This window comes from Prevotella sp. 885 (assembly GCF_002265625.1).
Taxonomy (GTDB): domain Bacteria; phylum Bacteroidota; class Bacteroidia; order Bacteroidales; family Bacteroidaceae; genus Prevotella.
The window spans coordinates 55145-73249 of the sequence record NZ_NOVE01000007.1 but is presented as its reverse complement, the minus strand read 5'-3'; the positions used below and the strand labels follow the sequence as shown (position 1 = coordinate 73249).

General features: G+C 51.4%; 14 protein-coding genes, 1 tRNA gene and 1 pseudogene. 10 read left to right on the top strand and 6 right to left on the bottom strand.

Annotated features, from left to right (window positions below; translation table 11 throughout):
- Positions 1-47 precede the first annotated feature (47 nt).
- A complete protein-coding gene (locus CHL74_RS04355) occupies positions 48-1463 on the top strand; it encodes a T9SS type A sorting domain-containing protein (RefSeq protein ID WP_094879941.1) in 1416 nt (471 codons plus the stop codon).
- Positions 1464-1514: 51 nt separating this feature from the next.
- Positions 1515-3302: an Omp28-related outer membrane protein gene (locus CHL74_RS04350; RefSeq protein WP_176452167.1), complete on the top strand. Its 1788-nt coding sequence runs from the start codon at positions 1515-1517 to the stop codon at positions 3300-3302.
- 180 nt (positions 3303-3482) lie between these two features.
- On the opposite strand, the gene CHL74_RS04345 is transcribed toward CHL74_RS04350, so the two are convergent.
- Together CHL74_RS04345 and CHL74_RS04340 are read right to left on the bottom strand one after the other, a co-directional pair.
- Positions 3483-4259, bottom strand: coding sequence for an ABC transporter ATP-binding protein (locus CHL74_RS04345; protein ID WP_094879939.1), 777 nt, complete (start codon positions 4257-4259; stop codon positions 3483-3485).
- A gap of 16 nt (positions 4260-4275) precedes the next feature.
- Entirely contained in the window at positions 4276-5022 is a 747-nt protein-coding gene (locus CHL74_RS04340) for an MlaE family ABC transporter permease (protein ID WP_094879938.1), read from the bottom strand.
- 150 nt (positions 5023-5172) lie between these two features.
- On the opposite strand from CHL74_RS04340, the gene lptB reads away from it, so the two are divergent.
- Both lptB and yfcE read left to right on the top strand, forming a co-directional pair.
- Positions 5173-6000 (top strand): LPS export ABC transporter ATP-binding protein, encoded by an 828-nt coding sequence (gene lptB, locus CHL74_RS04335; RefSeq protein ID WP_094879937.1) that lies wholly within the window; start codon positions 5173-5175, stop codon positions 5998-6000.
- A 39-nt stretch (positions 6001-6039) separates the two neighbouring features.
- Positions 6040-6582: a phosphodiesterase gene (gene yfcE, locus CHL74_RS04330; protein ID WP_094879936.1), complete on the top strand. Its 543-nt coding sequence runs from the start codon at positions 6040-6042 to the stop codon at positions 6580-6582.
- A 539-nt stretch (positions 6583-7121) separates the two neighbouring features.
- Here yfcE and CHL74_RS04325 read toward each other — a convergent pair.
- The 4 genes and pseudogenes from CHL74_RS04325 to CHL74_RS04310 all read right to left on the bottom strand — a co-directional run bounded on the left by CHL74_RS04325 (position 7122) and on the right by CHL74_RS04310 (position 10164).
- Positions 7122-7535 (bottom strand): hypothetical protein, encoded by a 414-nt coding sequence (locus CHL74_RS04325; RefSeq protein ID WP_254923216.1) that lies wholly within the window; start codon positions 7533-7535, stop codon positions 7122-7124.
- An 18-nt stretch (positions 7536-7553) separates the two neighbouring features.
- Positions 7554-8866 (bottom strand): annotated as a pseudogene (gene der / locus CHL74_RS04320) (ribosome biogenesis GTPase Der).
- Between the two features lie 158 nt (positions 8867-9024).
- Positions 9025-9906 (bottom strand): GTPase Era, encoded by an 882-nt coding sequence (gene era / locus CHL74_RS04315; protein WP_094879935.1) that lies wholly within the window; start codon positions 9904-9906, stop codon positions 9025-9027.
- Between the two features lie 176 nt (positions 9907-10082).
- Positions 10083-10164, bottom strand: a tRNA-Tyr gene (locus CHL74_RS04310).
- Between the two features lie 647 nt (positions 10165-10811).
- Here CHL74_RS04310 and rplM point away from each other — a divergent pair.
- The 6 genes from rplM to porU all read left to right on the top strand — a co-directional run bounded on the left by rplM (position 10812) and on the right by porU (position 18100).
- On the top strand, positions 10812-11273 hold the full coding sequence (rplM, locus tag CHL74_RS04305; RefSeq protein WP_094879934.1) for a 50S ribosomal protein L13: 462 nt from the start codon (positions 10812-10814) through the stop codon (positions 11271-11273).
- 9 nt (positions 11274-11282) lie between these two features.
- Entirely contained in the window at positions 11283-11669 is a 387-nt protein-coding gene (rpsI, locus tag CHL74_RS04300; protein WP_094879933.1) for a 30S ribosomal protein S9, read from the top strand.
- Positions 11670-11838: 169 nt separating this feature from the next.
- Positions 11839-12624 carry a 30S ribosomal protein S2 gene (gene rpsB, locus CHL74_RS04295; RefSeq protein WP_094879932.1) on the top strand — a complete coding sequence of 262 codons (786 nt, stop codon included), beginning with the start codon at positions 11839-11841 and terminating at the stop codon, positions 12622-12624.
- Between the two features lie 170 nt (positions 12625-12794).
- A complete protein-coding gene (gene tsf / locus CHL74_RS04290) occupies positions 12795-13790 on the top strand; it encodes a translation elongation factor Ts (protein ID WP_094879931.1) in 996 nt (331 codons plus the stop codon).
- 105 nt (positions 13791-13895) lie between these two features.
- Positions 13896-14513: a fumarylacetoacetate hydrolase family protein gene (locus CHL74_RS04285; RefSeq protein WP_094879930.1), complete on the top strand. Its 618-nt coding sequence runs from the start codon at positions 13896-13898 to the stop codon at positions 14511-14513.
- 50 nt (positions 14514-14563) lie between these two features.
- Positions 14564-18100: a type IX secretion system sortase PorU gene (porU, locus tag CHL74_RS04280; protein WP_141241229.1), complete on the top strand. Its 3537-nt coding sequence runs from the start codon at positions 14564-14566 to the stop codon at positions 18098-18100.
- Positions 18101-18105: the final 5 nt, after the last annotated feature.

The following is an 18105-nucleotide window of genomic DNA, read 5'->3' as shown; positions in this document are numbered from 1 at the left end:
CTTTTGCCCCGTAATCATTAATAAATAATAACGAAAAACATATCGCTATGAAGAAATTTTTACTCGCTTGCGCGTGTGTAGGTTCGCTCGCGTTGTCTTCTGCACAGTCTCTAAACGCCCAGACAATGGTGACACAGTCCTTTCAGGACTTTATGATTTCGGATCCTTATTTTGGTGGAGAAACGATGGGCGCTACTGGTTATTTCCAGCATGTATCGTCCAACGGCAAGTATGCTGTAGGTTATGACGATTCGCAGATAAACTTCCAGTTGGGCGGCGCATTCCTTTGGCAGGCTTCTGATCCGACAGAGCTTACTCCGCTCGGCCTTACATACAACCGCATCTCGGCTTGCGACGTATCTAACGACGGCATCATCGTAGGTAGCTTCGAGCAGCGCGAGGATGAGGAAAAGAATGCCGTGGCATATCCTGGATGGCGCACCGTTGACGGCGACTGGCAGCAGCTGCCCGTACCCGCTCACTATTCACAGAAGCAGGCTAAGACTGAGGACTTCGCTGAGGAGGCTCGCGCCATTACTGCCGACGGCAAGTATATAGCCGGAAACCTTAGCCTTAAGGTAGGCGAGAAGGAGATTCTCGAAGGAACGCTTATGGAGATTATTCACGATTCTCCCGTATTGTGGGAGAAGCAGGGCGACTCATACGTTCTCAGCGCCGTGTATGACCAGCTTGGTCAGGCTGGCAAGAACAAGCTGTATGTTGACGGCGAGCTCGTGGAGCAGGCTGATTCGGCTTACTTCACACAGTTCCTGGTTCGCGACATCAGCGACGACGGCAAGACCATGGTGGGTCTGAACGTAGCCGGTAGCGGCGGTTTCAATCCTGCTTTCATCCGCGACGGCGAGCTGGTTCAGCTCTTCAACTGTGGCGACGAGGAAGACTATGAAGGAGAAGACGAGACTACTACTGTAAACTTCAATGGCGGTACTCTCCTCACCATTGACGCTGAAGGCAATATGTATGGCTATTATGTAGACGCTGACGCAAATCAGATGTACTTCGTATATACTGCTGATGGCAAGTTGGAGTATACTGACGACTTCTATACATGCGGTGCCAACGGCAAGCGTTTCTCAAGCATGGAGCAGGGCTTGAATCCTGCTTATTGCTGCAGCGCTGACGGCAAGGTAGTAGCTGGTGGTGGAGTTACTTCTGACGGTCAGGTCGCGTTTAACTATCCGGCTATCAGCTACGACGAGTCGGTTACTTCCGTTAAGACTATCGACAGCATCCGCAAGGACGTTAACGTAAGATTCTCTGGTCGCAACTTCGTTTATATCACAGGCGAATATAGCTCAGCCGATGTATATGCAGCAGACGGCACTCTCGTTTCTCGCGTAGGTCAGGGCACACCGGTTAACCTCTCTGGTCGCTCAGCTGGCACATACGTCGTTAAGGTGCAGACCGCTGACGGCGTGAAGACCTTCAAGGTGGCTAAGTAATAAGACACATTCTAACGGATGTTTACCCCAACATTAACTGAAACAAAACGTATGAACCTTACATTAAATAAGGAAATAAGAATCATGGGCTTCGTGCTCATGATTCTTTTTGGTATTAGGGCGTATGCTGCGGAAGCTACGCTCACCATAGGCAACAACAAGAATTCGCTCACAAATTATGAGTCGGTTAAGGGCGGCAAGGCAGGTGCGGCGCTCTTCTTCGACGCTGCGTATATGTCGGCATACAAGGGTTGTCGGCTTACGGAAGTGAAGATTGGCGTGTCGGACAAGACCACGGACGGCGCCATCACCATCTTCCTCAGCCATGCCATTGGCGAGGCGCCTTTTTATAAGGAGACGGTGGATGCGTCGAAGAGCAGATGGAACACCTTCACGCTTGCTACGCCTTACGTGGTGGACGGGTCGGATTTATGTATTGGTTACACCTTGGACGGAGCCAAGTATGCTTGTTACGGCAACGCCCTGGTGCGCAATCGTGAGTATGTTCTCGATAAGGACGGAGCATGGGCTGAGTATGACGGACCTTACAGCGCTTCGCTGCTTGCCACGCTTAGCGGCGACATGCCGGAGCATAACGTAAGATTGGGTGCCACCAATATGCCTGAATACGCACGGACAGGTGAGGTGATGGACATCTTCGGCGACTTCCAGAATCTCGGTGTGTCTACGGTTAACAGTCTTACTCTCGCTCTATATGACGGCGACAACGAATTGTGCGAGGAGCGCGTCGGCGACCTTAATGTTGCTCCGCGCCGTGAAGGATCGTTCGCTCTCTCCACCATGAAGCTTGACGCTGTTGGCGACCGCACTCTGCGTCTGCGCATAAAGGCCGTAAACGACGGCGCTGACGCTGTGGATACGGACAACTGGACGGAGGCGCAGAACGTAATGTGCCGCGACAGTTACGTTCAGCGTAAGGTATTGCTCGAACTCTTCTCCACAGAGAGATGCACGGCATGCCCTGAGGCTCATCATGCCATTGACGCTGTTACGCCAGACATGGACAACCTCATAGAGGTAGGTCATCACGCCGGATTCTATACAGACCAGTTCACGATAGACGAGAGCGTGGCGTACGAATGGTTCTATCCCTCTTACCACGTCTTCGCTCCGGCTATGCTTATCGACCGCATGGACATGCGCAACGCATTCCCCGACCTGTTCAAGTATGAGACGCCCATCATGAGTGCGTCTGCCACCAACCTCAAGGCGCTCTACGCTCTTGAACAGAAGCGTCCCGCTCTTGTGACGGTGGACTTGACTACAGACTGGAGTCCTTCATCGCGCAGCCTTGGCATCGACGTCTCAGGCGAGCAGCTGTTGCCCATTGCCACTCCCGACAGCCTTCGCCTCTATGTCTTCCTGACCGAGGACAGCCTCTACAGCACGTCGCAGGCAGGTGCAAGCAGCGGATTCTATCATCGTCATGTTCCTCGCAAGTCGCTCACGCCGGCATGGGGTGAGAAGGTGGATGTAACGGCTGGCTATAACCGCCATTTCGACGTTACGCTTAATGATGAGTGGGACGAGAAGCACATGAGAGTGGTGGCGTTCGTAGCCAACTATAACTCAACGGATCCATGCGACTGCTCCGTTCTCAACGCCGCAAAGCGCGACATCATTGCCAAGACATCCGGCATCGGCAGCATATCGCAAGACTCTTCATCGTCCGACGCCTGGATGATAACGGACCTCGCTGGCAGAACTGTTGCAAGAGGGCAGGGCAGCGCCTCGCTCACCGCAGCATACAACGCTCTTAACAAGGGAATGTATGTGGTGAAGGTTGGAGAGAAGAGCAAGAAGATAGTTTTGAATTAGGAGTTTTGAGTTATTCAATTAAGAATTATAAGATAAGCAAACGGGATAAACTGTAAGAGTTGCGGAAAGCTAAATCACGCAGCTCATACAGTTTATCCCGTTTCCTCGTTTATACTATATTATAAATTCAAAATTGAATAATTCAAAATCGCAGGCGAAGCCGAGAATAATTCCTAACTCCTAATTCCTAATTCCTAACTCATTCATTTCCACTCTCTTCACCTTCTTGAAGAGTTCGGATGCGAAGACGAGGTCGTTGAGCTTTTCGTTTGTTGAGCCCATCACGTCGTCCTTGGTGCCCTGCCATTCCTTATGACCCTGATAGATGAAGAGGATGTTCTCACCGATGCCCATCACGGAGTTCATGTCGTGAGTGTTGATGATGGTAGTGATGTTATAGTCCTTGGTGATGGACGAGAGCAGTTCGTCAATGACGAGCGACGTATGTGGGTCCAGACCGGAGTTAGGCTCGTCGCAGAACAGATACTTCGGGTTGAGCACGATGGCGCGGGCTATGGCCACACGCTTCTGCATACCGCCCGAAATCTCGCCCGGAAATTTATGCTGAGCGTCTATAAGATTGACGCGATCGAGGCATTCCTGAGCGCGGCGAACGCGGTCGCGATAGTTCATCGAAGAGAACATGTCGAGCGGGAACATCACGTTCTCCAGCACCGTGAGCGAGTCGAAGAGAGCCGCCGACTGGAATATCATGCCCATCTCGCGGCGCATCAGCACCTTTTCATGCTTTGTCATAGCCACGAAATTGCGGTTGTCGTAGAGCACTTCGCCGCTTGTAGGCGTGAGCAGACCCACGAGATTCTTCATCAGAACCGTCTTGCCGGAGCCGCTCTGTCCGATTATGAGGTTGGTCTTGCCGTCCTCGAAGACGGCGTTAATGTCCTTGAGGACTTCCTTGTCCCCGAACGACTTGCATAGATGTTTTATTTCGATCATGAGATAAGTCTTTATTTTAGCTGAGAAGCTGGGTGAGGAAAACGTCCGAGAACAATATCAACACGCTGGAACTGACCACTGCATCCGTACTTGCCTTGCCCACTTCCACGGATCCGCCCTCCACGGAATAGCCGTAGAAGCTCGACACGCTTGAGATGATGAAGGCGAAGACGAGGCTCTTGATGATACTCATCCACATAAACCAGGAGTTGAAGGAGTGCTGCAGACCGAGCGTGAGGTCCTCAGGCGAGAGGATATGTCCGACGTACGCTGTGCCGTAAGCTCCTAGAATGCCCGTCGCAGAAGAGAATATCACGAGGAAAGGCATGATGGTCACCAGTCCTAATATCTTCGGCAGGATGAGGTAGTTGGCTGAGTTGACGCCCATGATGTCGAGAGCGTCAATCTGCTGCGTCACGCGCATCGTGCCAAGCTCAGAGGCGATGTTCGATCCCACCTTGCCGGCAAGGATCAGACACATGATACTTGAGGAGAACTCGAGGAGCAGAATCTCACGCGTCGTATAGCCCGACACCCAGCGTGGCATCCACGGACTCTGGATGTTCAGCTTCATCTGGATGCAGATAACGGCTCCGATGAAGAATGATATGAGCAGCACGATGCCGATAGAGTCGACGCCAAGCGATGACATCTCCTTGGCATACTGCTTGAGGAACATGCGCATGCGCTCCGGACGAGCGATGGAGCGACCCATAAGTATAAGGTAGCGTCCGAGTGTGTTCAACGATTTCAATATAAACATAATCTGTTGTTCTTATATATATAGCAAGTGCAAAAGTAGCAATAAAAAGGTAGAAACTATTTCTTCATCGTGAGTTTTTTTCATATCCGAAAGTTTTTATTAAAATAAATAACGTAACTTTGCATATCATAGGCATATTATACAACGACAATGGAACAAAACGATATATCAGAAGAGCGCCCGCATTGCATGGTGCTCCGCACCGAGGGACTTGTCAAGCGTTACGGCAAGCGTACGGTTGTCAACGACGTGTCGATAAACGTGCGTCAGGGAGAGATTGTTGGTCTGCTCGGTCCTAACGGAGCTGGAAAGACCACATCGTTCTATATGACGACAGGACTTATCGTCCCGAACGCCGGTCATATCTTCCTCGACCAGCATGACATCACCGACTATCCCGTATATAAGCGTGCCCGCGCCGGCATCGGCTACCTCCCGCAGGAGGCGAGCGTATTCCGCAAGCTCAGCGTGGAGGACAACATCATGTCCGTACTGGAGATGACAAAGCTCTCGCGTAAGGAGCAGCTTGAGAAGTTAGAGAGCCTTATCGCCGACTTCAATCTTGGCAAGGTGCGCCGCAACAAGGGCGACCAACTCTCCGGTGGAGAGCGACGTCGTACGGAGATTGCGCGATGCTTGGCCATCGACCCGAAGTTCATCATGCTGGACGAGCCGTTCGCAGGTGTCGACCCTATCGCCGTGGAGGAAATCCAGCACGTGGTTTGGCGACTCAAATACCGCAACATCGGTATTCTCATTACCGACCATAACGTGCAGGAGACGCTCACCATCACCGACCGCGCCTACCTCCTCTTCGAGGGACGCATCCTCTTCCAGGGCAAGCCGGAGGAGCTGGCAGAGAACCGCATCGTAAAGGAGAAGTATCTCGGCTCCACCTTCGTGCTCAGAAAGAAGGACTTCCAGCTCCTCGACGAGCAGAAGCGCAAGCGCGATCAGGAACGCGAGCTGAACGACTGATAAATAATAAATACTAAATAATAAATACTAAATAACAAAGTGAACTTCCTACTTGTTTCCGACATACACGGCTGCTTGCCAGCCCTTGAGCGCGTGCTCGACTTCTATGAGCGCGGCTCTTATGACATGCTTTTCATCCTTGGCGACATCCTCAACTACGGACCGCGCAACCGCATTCCGGAAGGAATCGACCCCAAGGGAATCGTCGAGCGACTTAACGCCATGAAGGATCAGATTGTTGCCGTGCGTGGCAACTGCGACGCTGAGGTGGATCAGATGCTGCTCCAGTTCCCCATAATGGCTGACTATGCCCTCGTTGTGGAAGGCGGCAGACGCTTCTTCCTCACACACGGACACGTTTATAACGAGGACAATGCTCCTGTGATGAAGAACGACGTCTTCGTCTACGGACATACACACCTGTGGAAGCTCGAGCCAACCGACGACAACCGCATCGTCTGCAACCTCGGCTCCATCACTTTCCCCAAGGGAGGCAACGTCCCGACGTTCGCCACTTATGAGGACGGCGTGATGGCTGTGCGCACAATGGACGGCGAAGTGTTGAAGGAAGTAAAGCTATAAGAAAGAGGCAGTAAAAGCAGAAGAAAGCGGAAAAACAGCTCTAAAAAGAGGAATTTTATACAAATGTAAGTTTTTTCTCTTGATTTATTTTGCTATCATGTAAAATTGAACTATCTTTGCAGAAGAAACGGCTGAGACCTTTACAAAATGTCAAAAAGAGTTTTGTCTTCTGCATTAGGTTGGCCCTTTCTTTACATCAAGAATCAATAATCATCATATAACATAACGACCTCGATATAATAAAACCAAGAACACACACATGCATCAGATGTGGATGTGCCTACGTGCGCGGAAATGTCGAATGGTGCAGGAAAGTAAATTACCTTTAACAATCACCTATTTTTTACCTTCTCAAAGAATAAAAACTTATAGTCATCACAATTTACTATTAATTACACAACAGCCACGGTGCAGATGATGCAACGTGGCTGACCTTTTTTATGGCTTATATACTGAGACTCTATATAAACAAAACGTGAGCGACGCGGGCTGTTGGTTCAGCTTGAGTCGCTCACGTTTTGTTTGTTTATGCCGTTCTCTTATTTCATCATCCAGTTGCCTTCCACCAATGCCATCGGCACCACTATCTCCTCCTTTGTGCTGTCCTTGAAGCACAGCACGAGGAAGGCGTGACCCGTATGGCGGGCGGTGTCGGCTTTCGCCCCTGCCACCTTTACGGCTGCCAGTCCACCGTGGTCCTCCTTCATCTGCGCGGCATACTGCTTGGCGTTCACGATGAGCTGCTCACGGTAGCTGCCGGGGATGCTGTCAGGCTGATAGAAGCCGTCGGTGTAAGCCTCGTACTTTCCCTCTATGAGGTAGTCGTAGTAAGCCTTGGCGGTGCGTCCCGCCACTTCCTCCGGCTTCGGTCCTTCTGTCTTGTGGCACGACAGCATGCAAAGAGTGACGAACGACAAGGACAGGCATACAAGCGTATTTCTCATCCTGTTCATCCTTTCCGTGTCTTTTTTTTACTTCTGACGAATGAAGACATTTATCGGGCAACCGTGCATCGACCAGTTCTCGCGAATCTTGTTCTCGAGGAAGCGGCGATACGGCTCCTTGATATACTGCGGCAGGTTGGCGTAGAACACGAACGAAGGAATCTGCGTGTTAGGCAACTGCGTGCAATACTTGATCTTGATGTACTTGCCCTTCGTTGATGGTGGCGGGTAAGCCTCGATGAGCGGCAGCATCACCTCGTTGAGCTTCGATGTGCCCACGTGAGCCTTGCGGTTCAGATAAACCTGCTTGGCGGTCTCGAGCACCTTGAAGATGCGCTGCTTTGTGAGAGCCGAAGCGAAGACGATGGGGAAGTCGACGAACGGAGCCATGCGCTGACGGATGGCGTTCTCGAAGGTCTTGATGACAGCCTGGTCCTTGTTCTCCACGAGGTCCCACTTGTTCACCACCACCACGAGCGACTTGTTGTTGCGCTGGATGAGCTGGAAGATGTTCATGTCCTGTGCCTCGATGCCGCGTGTGGCGTCAATCATGAGGATGCAGACGTCCGAGTTTTCGATGGCGCGGATTGATCGCATCACGAATAGAATTCCAGGTCCTCCGACACCTTGTTCTTGCGGCGGATTCCTGCTGTGTCAACAAGGTAGAAGTCGAATCCGAACTTGTCGAAGCGTGTGTAGATAGAGTCGCGTGTGGTGCCTGCTATCTCCGTAACGATGTTTCGCTCCTCGCCGATGAAGGCGTTGATGATGGAGCTCTTGCCGGCGTTAGGACGTCCTACGACGGCGAAGCGGGGAATGCCCTCTTCGATGAGTTCGCCGGTGTCTGCCTTCAGCTTCGAGAGCACGAGGTCGAGCAGGTCGCCCGTGCCGCTACCCGTTGCCGAGGAGATGCACTGCGGCTCGCCGAGTCCGAGCGAATAAAATTCGGCTGCGTCGTAAATCTGGTCGTTGTTGTCCGTCTTGTTAGCAACGAGGATGACAGGGAGCTTCGTGCGGCGCAGAATCTGAGCCACGTCCTGGTCCCAGTCTGTCAGTCCGGTCTGGACGTCCACGAGGAAGAGCACGAGGTCTGCCTCTTCTGTTGCCACGATCACCTGCTTGCGGATGGCGTCCTCGAAGATGTCGTCGCTCTTCACCACCCATCCGCCGGTGTCTACAACTGAAAACTCGCGACCGTTCCACTCGCACTTGCCGTACTGACGGTCACGTGTGGTGCCTGCTGTGTCGCTGACGATGGCCTGACGAGTCTTTGTCAGGCGGTTGAATAGTGTTGACTTGCCCACGTTAGGGCGTCCCACTATTGCCACTAAATTTGCCATATTGGTGTATTAGTCATTTTCCCTCCCATCGACGGGAGGTCTTGGATGTGGTCTGTGCATCCGAGTTGATAATTTGCCGAAGCTGACCTCACTCCGGCCCTCGCCTCTCTGGCGAGAGTGTCCCCTCTTTGCTATTCAGGGGAGGGCGGCGTAGCCGCCTATTCCGGATTATATCCGAAGTTATCGAGTTCTCTTTTAGAGCTTCTCCAGTCCTTGTCCACCTTCACGAAGGTGTGCAGGTATACGCTCTTGCCGAAGAACTTCTCCAGCGCCTTTCTTGCCTCCGTCGACATCTTCTTCAGCGCCACGCCCTGGTGTCCGATGATGATGCCCTTCTGCGAGTCGCGCTCCACGTAGATGACGGCGTGGATGTCGATGTTGCGGTCGGTCTCCTTGAACGACTCCACCTTCACCTCCACCGAGTAAGGAATCTCCTTGTCATAGTAGAGCAGAATCTTCTCGCGGATTATCTCCGAAACGAAGAAGCGGGCGGGCTTGTCCGTCAGCTGGTCCTTGTCGAAGAATGGTGGTGAGTCAGGCAGGAGCTCCTTGATGCGTCGCATCAGCATGTCCACACCAAACTTGTTCTTAGCCGATATCGGGAGAATCTCGGCGTTGGGAAGCAGCGAGTGCCAGCGTTCCACGGTGTCGCCGAGCGTCTTCTGGTCGCTCTGGTCAATCTTGTTGATAAGTAGGAGCACGGGGATGGTCATCTTCTTCACCTTGCTGAGGAAATCCTCGTTCTTTTCGGGGTTCTCCACGACGTCCGTCACGTAGAGCAGGACGTCAGCGTCCTGCAGCGCCGACTCCGAGAAGGCGAGCATCGACTCCTGCAGCTTGTAGTTGGGCTTGAGCACGCCCGGGGTGTCGGAGAAGACAATTTGTGCGTCCTCTTCGTTTACGATGCCCATGATGCGGTGGCGTGTGGTCTGCGCCTTGAACGTGGCGATGCTGATGCGTTCGCCTACGAGCTGGTTCATGAGCGTTGATTTGCCGACATTAGGATTGCCGACTATGTTTACGAATCCTGCTTTGTGCATATAAGAAATAAGAAATAGTACTATATGGTGCAAAGATACCTCTTTTTTTCTGCAATCCTGCTTCCGCGCGTTCTTATTAAACGTTTTTTATTTATTTTATCCGTTGACTTGCAGAAAGGAGATAAAAAAAGGCGCGCCACAATCACTCGTGACGCGCCTTTAAAAGCATTATGAGGTGGGTGGTGATGGATTCGAACCACCGAAGGCATAGCCAGCAGATTTACAGTCTGCCCCATTTGGCCACTCTGGTAACCACCCTTGCTTTTTTAAAGCGAGTGCAAAGGTAGTAATAATTTTTGAATTACAAAGCAAAAACGTGATTTTTTTTGTTTCGTAGCGTGTTTTTTTCGTGATATAAGCCCTATTCTCTTACAAAACCGCTACTTTTATGACATCATTCAATTTTCAATGTTGTCCCATTTCGTTCGATATGAGCATTCACATCGTTCGATATAAGCATTCACATCGTTCGATATAAGCATTCACATCGTTCGATATAAGCATTCACATCGTTCGATATAAGCATTCATATCGTTCGGTGTGAGGTAACAAAAGTGGCGGTTTCGGATAACTAAAGTGGCGGTATGAGGTCACAAAGGTGACGAGCTTGCAGTGGGTTTCATTATATAAATATGTTATTAGACATGAAGAACATGTGCTGAGTGGTTACCAAATACATATCGAAAGTTAAATAACTTTAAATGTTACGCTTTGTGAGCTGTCTTGTTTTTGTATATAATAAATAATGAGTAATTTTGCGGACCGATTATTCGGGGATACACTTAGAGTCCCCTGCATGAGGGTGTTAATAGCGTTCGCTAAAGAATAGGCCAAGCGGCGTGGTTAGTGAATCGCTCGTGCAAAAAAGAAGAAACGTTTTTTAGTAGTAATTTTTAAATTAAACAATGAACACTTTAAGTTACAAGACTATTTCCGCTAACAAGGAAACAGCTAAGAAGGAGTGGGTGGTAATCGATGCCACAGACCAGGTAGTAGGTCGTCTCTGCTCTAAGGTAGCAAAGCTCATCCGCGGAAAGTACAAGCCCAACTTCACTCCTCACGTAGACTGTGGAGACAACGTTATCATCATCAACGCAGCTAAGGCTGTCTTCACCGGTAAGAAGGAGACAGACAAGGTCTACACACGTTATACTGGCTATCCTGGTGGACAGCGCTTCAATACTCCCGCTGAGCTTCGCAAGCGTCCGGACGGCATGGACAAGATCATCCGTCACGCTGTAAAGGGCATGCTCCCCAAGGGCCCGCTCGGTCGTCGTCTTATCGACAACCTCTATGTATATGACGGTACAGAGCACAAGCACGAGGCACAGCAGCCGAAGGCTATCGATATTAACCAGTATAAATAAAGCAAGAAGATGGAAATGATTAATGCAATTGGTCGCCGTAAGAGTGCCGTAGCTCGTGTATATCTCACAGAGGGCACCGGTAAGATCACAATCAACAAGGTAGAACTCGCTAAGTACTTCCCATCAGCAATCCTGCAGTACGTGGTTAAGCAGCCGCTGCTCCTGCTCGGTGCGGAAGAGAAATATGATATCAAGTGCAACCTCGACGGTGGCGGCTTTACAGGTCAGAGCCAGGCTCTCCGCCTCGCTATCGCCCGTGCGCTCGTAAAGGTTGACGCAGAAGACAAGAAGGCTCTCAAGGCACAGGGCTTCCTCACTCGCGACTCTCGTGAGGTTGAGCGTAAGAAGCCGGGTCAGCCGAAGGCACGCCGTCGCTTCCAGTTCAGCAAGCGTTAATATTCGGACACTGGCTGACACACATTATTATATATGTGTGGCTTGAAGCTCAGACCCGAAGTTTAGCATCCAAACCCATAAGACCGAAGAGTGTCGTTCACAATTCGTTACTCATGGGCTGGTTCAATTCAACTAAAAGGAAAGTAAACAAATTAATCAGAACAAAGAAATGTCAAGAACTAATTTTGACCAGTTGTTAGAGGCAGGCTGTCACTTTGGCCACCTCCGTCGTAAGTGGAATCCCGCAATGGCTCCTTACATCTTCATGGAGCGCAACGGCATTCATATCATCGATCTGCACAAGACCGTAGCCAAGGTTGACGAGGCTGCTGAGGCTCTCAAGCAGATTGCAAAGTCAGGCAAGAAGATCCTGTTCGTCGCTACTAAAAAACAAGCTAAGGACATCGTTGCTGAGAAGGCAGCGAGCGTAAACATGCCTTACGTTATCGAGCGTTGGCCGGGCGGTATGCTCACCAACTTCCCGACAATCCGCAAGGCTGTTAAGAAAATGGCGAACATCGACAAGCTCATGAACGACGGAACATTCTCAAAGCTCTCTAAGCGTGAGCTTCTGCAGGTGACACGTCAGCGCGCTAAGCTGGAGAAGAACCTCGGTTCTATCGCTGACTTGACTCGCCTTCCGAGCGCTTTGTTCGTTGTCGACGTGATGAAGGAGAACATCGCAGTGAAGGAGGCTAACCGCCTCGGTATCCCTGTGTTTGCTATGGTGGACACCAACTCTGATCCCCGCAACCTCGACTACATCATCCCGGCTAACGACGACGCTAAGGATTCTATCGACGTTATCCTCTCAGCTTGCTGCGGTGCTATCGCAGAGGGTCTTGAGGAGCGCAAGGTAGAGAAGGCTGACGAGAAGGCAGCTGCTGAGCAGAAGGAGGGCAAGGCTCCCCGTAAGGCTCGCAAGGAGGAGACTCCTGCTGAGAACGCAGAGTAATCTTACATAAATAATATAAAGATCGGAAATTCTTTAATTCGTAAATCCAAGGTTTTAGAATGGAGAATTTCCGATTTTTGGGTTAAAGGCGTTATTCCCCAAGGATGTCAGCGCGAAGACCCGACCCCAACAGATAATAAATATTAATTACTAAATAATAAATTAACAAAATGGCTATTTCAATTGAAGACATCAAGAAACTTCGTGCCATGACTGGTGCTGGTCTTGCAGACGTAAAGAAGGCCCTCACTGAGGCAGAAGGTGATTTCGATAAGGCAAAGGAGTTGCTCCGTGAGCGTGGACTCGCTATCGCTGCTAAGCGTTCTGACCGCGAGACATCTAACGGTTGTGTTCTCGTTAAGAACGTTGACGGCTTTGCAGCCATGATCGCTCTCAAGTGCGAGACCGACTTCGTTGCTAACGGTGCTGACTTCGTTAAGCTTACATCTGACATTCTCGACGCTGCCATCGCTGCAAAGTGCCACACTCTCGACGAGGTGAAGGCTCTCAAGCTCGGTGAGGGTGACGTTCAGGCTGCTGTTACACAGCGCTCTGGCATCACTGGCGAGAAGATGGAGCTCGACGGCTATGAGGTACTCGAGGGTGAGAACATCGAGGTTTATGACCACATGGGCAAGCACACTCTCTGCACAATGGTACAGCTCAACCAGAACAATCAGGACGCAGGTCACAAGGTAGCTATGCAGGTGGCTGCTATGAAGCCTATCGCTCTCGATGAGGCTTCAGTTCCTGAGTCAGTTAAGGAAGAGGAGTACAAGGTTGCTGTTCAGAAGACTAAGGAGGAGCAGGTAGAGAAGGCAGTTGAGGTGGCTCTTAAGAAGGCTGGTCTCAATCCTAACCACTTCGACTCTGAGGATCACATCGAGTCAAACCAGGGCAAGGGCTGGATCACAGCTGAGGACGTTGCCAAGTTCCGCGAGATCAAGGAGACTGTCTCTGCAGAGAAGGCTGCTAACCTCAACGAGAACATGATCCAGAACATCGCTAAGGGTCGTGTAGGCAAGTTCCTCAAGGAGAACTGCCTCGTTTGCCAGGAGTTCCAGTTCGGCGACGGCGACAAGCAGAGCGTTGCTGACTACCTCAAGAAGCAGGACAAGGAGCTGAAGATCGTTGCTTACAAGCGCTTCACTCTCGCTGCTGAGTAATTCGCGTAATTACACACAAACCATTATACGAGCCGTGAGGAGTGGAAACTCTTTCACGGCTTTTTCTTTAAATACATCCTGTACAACCGATTACTGAAAGAAGAAATGAAGATTTTTGCTGTAGGTATGAACTACCTCGAACACAATAAAGAGCTACATGGAGCGTTATATAAACCGGAGAGTCCTGTGATTTTCCTCAAGGCGGACTCGGCTCTGCTTAAGGACCACAAGCCCTTCTTCATCCCTGACCACCTCGGACGCATCGACTATGAGACCGAATTGGTGGTGAGAATATCGAAGTTGGGAAAGACCATCCCGCAGCGATTCGCACATCGTTATTACGACGCCGTCACCGTTGGCATCGACTTTACGGCGCGCGAGCTGCAGCAGAAGCTGCGCGAGGAAGGCAAGCCCTGGGACCTTTGCAAGGGATTCGACGGAGCTGCCGCCATCGGCGAGTGGGTGCCGGTGGAGAAATTCCGCGACATCCAAGCTATACATTTCCATCTGGACATAAACGGAAAGACGGTGCAGGAGGGATGTACGTCGGACATGCTCTACAAGGTGGACGAGCTTATCGCCTACATCTCACAGTACTTCACGCTCAAGACGGGCGACATCCTCTATACAGGAACGCCGGCAGGAGTGGGTCCGGTCCATATTGACGATAAGCTGGAAGGCTACGTTGAGGACCGTAAGGTGCTGCAGTTCAACTGCAAGTAACGCTCCGCCACAATTCTTATTTTTATCAGAACAAAACGAAACACACTACTATGCGCAAAGCCATAATGCTGATTACGCTGGTCATGACAGCCATGCACGCCATGTCGCAGCAGTTCATACATCTTACTGACGAGCAGCTACGGATTGACTCGGTGAGCGTCCCGTCCTACACGCAGACCACGCCCCTTGACGGAGCGTGGCGCGACTCATCGTATGTGGTCAGCATTGTGTATCCCGAGTTCAGGGACATGACTGCGCAGGAAGCCGCCGACTATCTTCGTCATAACGCGGTGAAGCCCGGCGAGATGCCCAGTCTGCATACTGCGGTGTCGTACGACCGCAAGATTCCGTCGCTCTATACGTCGTTCAGCCCCGTGGTTTTCCGTGACGGAAAGTATCAGGTGCTCACCAGCTTCATGCTCCGTCGTGAGGCAAAGGCTTCGTCTACGGGAGGAGCGGACATCATTGCGCCAGCCAAGCGCTACGCTGCACACAGCGTCCTGCGCAAGGGCAACTGGGCAAAGATACGCGTGCCGTCCACCGGAGTTTATCAGATTACGGAGTCGCTCATCCGTCAGGCAGGATTCTCCAATCCCTCCAAGGTGAAGATTTACGGATATGGAGGCAATCTTCACAGCGAGGTGCTCATACCCTCAGACCTCATTGAGAAAGACGACCTCAAGGAAGTGGCAACGTGCGACGTTGGCGGAAAGCGCCTTTTTTATGCCCTCGGCCCCGTTTCGTGGGAGAACAACAAGTCGGAACGCCGCACCCGCAACTATTTTTCTGACTATGGATATTACTTCCTTACGGAGAGTGACAGCGATCCGTTGAAGGTGGATTCGGCAGCCTTCGTGTCCTCGTTCTATCCCTCACCTTATTATTATCACGACCTTTACGAGAAGGACGGACATGCCTGGTATTCAGGCGGACGAAATCTTTACGACCCTACAGCCGTCGCTGTGGGTGGCACTTACACGGCAGAGCTTGCCGCCAACCCCAACGCGCGTCAGGCTGTGCTTTCCGTGAACGTGTCGACGAAGACAGGCTGCAGGGTGGAGGTGGCATTCAACGACTCCATCGTTGGCACGATTTCGCCGAAAATCAGCAACTCAGACTATGATTTCGGTGCCGAAGTAGCTGCCATATATAAGGTGAAAAACCTCTCCAATGAGAAGAATATCGTCAAGTTAACCGTACTTTCCGCACAGTCGTCATCGTCGCCGATGCGCCTCGATTACGTTTCGTTGGCTTACGACAATCCCCTGCCGGCTCCAGATTTGAGAGCAGCAAACATCCCCACACCACAATATGTATATCGCATAACCAATCAGGACCATCATGCCGATCCGCAGGCAGATATGGTGATTATCATCCCCACATCGCAGAAGCTCCGTCCGCAGGCAGAGAGGCTGAAGGCTTACCGTGAGCAGAAAGACTCGTTGAGAGTGAACATTGTGCCAGCCGACGAGCTTTACAACGAGTTCAGCAGCGGCACACCGGACGTGTCGGCGTACCGCCGTTATCTGAAGATGCTCTACGACCGCGCCACCACCGCAGCCGACCAGCCGCGTTATTTGGTGCTCTTCGGCAACAGTGTCTGGGACAACCGTATGCTTACGCCTGCCTGTCGCAGCCTTAATCCCGACGACCACCTCCTCGTCTTCGAAAGCGAGAACTCACTCAATAAGGTGACTTGCTATATGGACGACGGCTTCTCATGTATGCTTGACGACGGAGAAGGATCGGAGCCGCTTTCCAAAGACAAGCTGGACGTGGCTGTAGGACGCTTCCCCGTCAATACTGTGGAGGAAGCGAAGGTGATGATTGACAAGATGATGGCGTACGAGGCAAATCAGAATGGTGGCGCATGGCAGAATACCATAATGGTTATGGGTGACGACGGCGACAGCAATCAGCACATGGAAGACGCCAATAGAGTGGCTGACCAGATTATATCAGTCCATCCAGGATTCTATGTCAAGAAGGTTATGTGGGACTCGTACACCCGTGAGACCACTGCGTCAGGCAATTCATATCCTGAAGTTACGAAGCTTGTAAAGGCGCAGCAGGAGCAGGGAGCGCTCATCATGAACTATGCCGGACACGGTTCGGAGATTCAGATATCGCACGAGAAGGTTCTGCGCATCAACGACTTCAAGTCGTTCACCAACACCAATCTGCCGCTTTGGGTGACTGCGTCGTGCGACATCATGCCTTTCGACGGCGTGGACGAAACCATCGGCGAGATGGCTGTGCTGAACGAGAAGGGTGGAGCAGTGGCGTTTTACGGCACCACACGTACCGTATATGCCAGCCAGAACACCCGCCTTAACCTCGCGTTTATGAAGCACGTGCTCACCTATGAGGACGACGGACGCCCCATTACCATCGGCGAAGCCCAAAGAAGAGCCAAGAATATGAATTCGGATTCGGGCTTTGCGAAGAACTCGCTACAGTACTCGCTGTTCGGCGATCCTGCCATGCGACTCAACTTGCCGACCGCGCAAGTGGCAATCGACTCCATCGCTGGGGTGGATGTCACGGACGGAAAGAATGCGCATATAAAGGCAGGACAGGTGATAACGGTCACAGGACATATTGTCGATAATGACGATTTCAGCGGCATGGTGAGCCTCACGGTTCGCGACAACCTTGAGAAAATCGTGACACGAGGCAATACTGCTTCAGAGAAAGACTATGTAGGACCGTTCACATACACCGACCGCACGAAGAAGATATTCTCCGGCGACAACGTCGTTAAGGACGGACGATTCCAGATAACCTTCGCCGTGCCGAAGGACATCAACTATTCCGGCGAGACCGGACTCATCAATGCGTTTGCCATCAACGACGACCGCACCCTCATTGCCAACGGCTATTCGGAGAACGTGGTGATTGGCGGTAGCGACATTGCAGCCAACGACTCCGTGGGACCGTCAGTATATTGCTATCTCAATTCGCCTTCCTTCGTAAACGGAGGAGCCGTCAATCCCACGCCTTACTTCGTGGCGGAGATAAATGACAAGGACGGCATCAACGTCTCTGGTTCGGGAATCGGACACGACATGCTGCTCATCATCGACGGCAAGCAGACACAGACATACACGCTGAACGACAACTTCAGCTTCGATTTCGGTTCGTACACGTCAGGCACCACTTACTACGTAATCCCCGAACTCGCGGTAGGAAAGCACAGTCTGAAGTTCCGCGTGTGGGACATTCTCAACAACGTCACGACGTCAGAGCTGCAGTTTGAAGTGAAGAAAGGCGTCAAGCCGTCGTTCTCCGTCAGCTGTACCGACAATCCTGCACGTGACAACACCACCTTCATCATTGCGCATGACCGCAACGGAAGCGATGTCAGCGTGACGCTTGAGGTGTTCGACATGAGCGGCCGACTGCTCCTAAGACGACAGGAAAGCGGCGCAAGCAACGGTTCGCTCTACACGATGAACTGGAATCTGGACCTCGACGGAGGCGCAAAGCTCCAGACCGGTGTCTATCTTTATCGCGTTCTGCTCACCGCAGACGGAGCCACAACAACGTCGAAAGCCAAGAAACTTGTTGTGATAGGCAATAAATAACACAT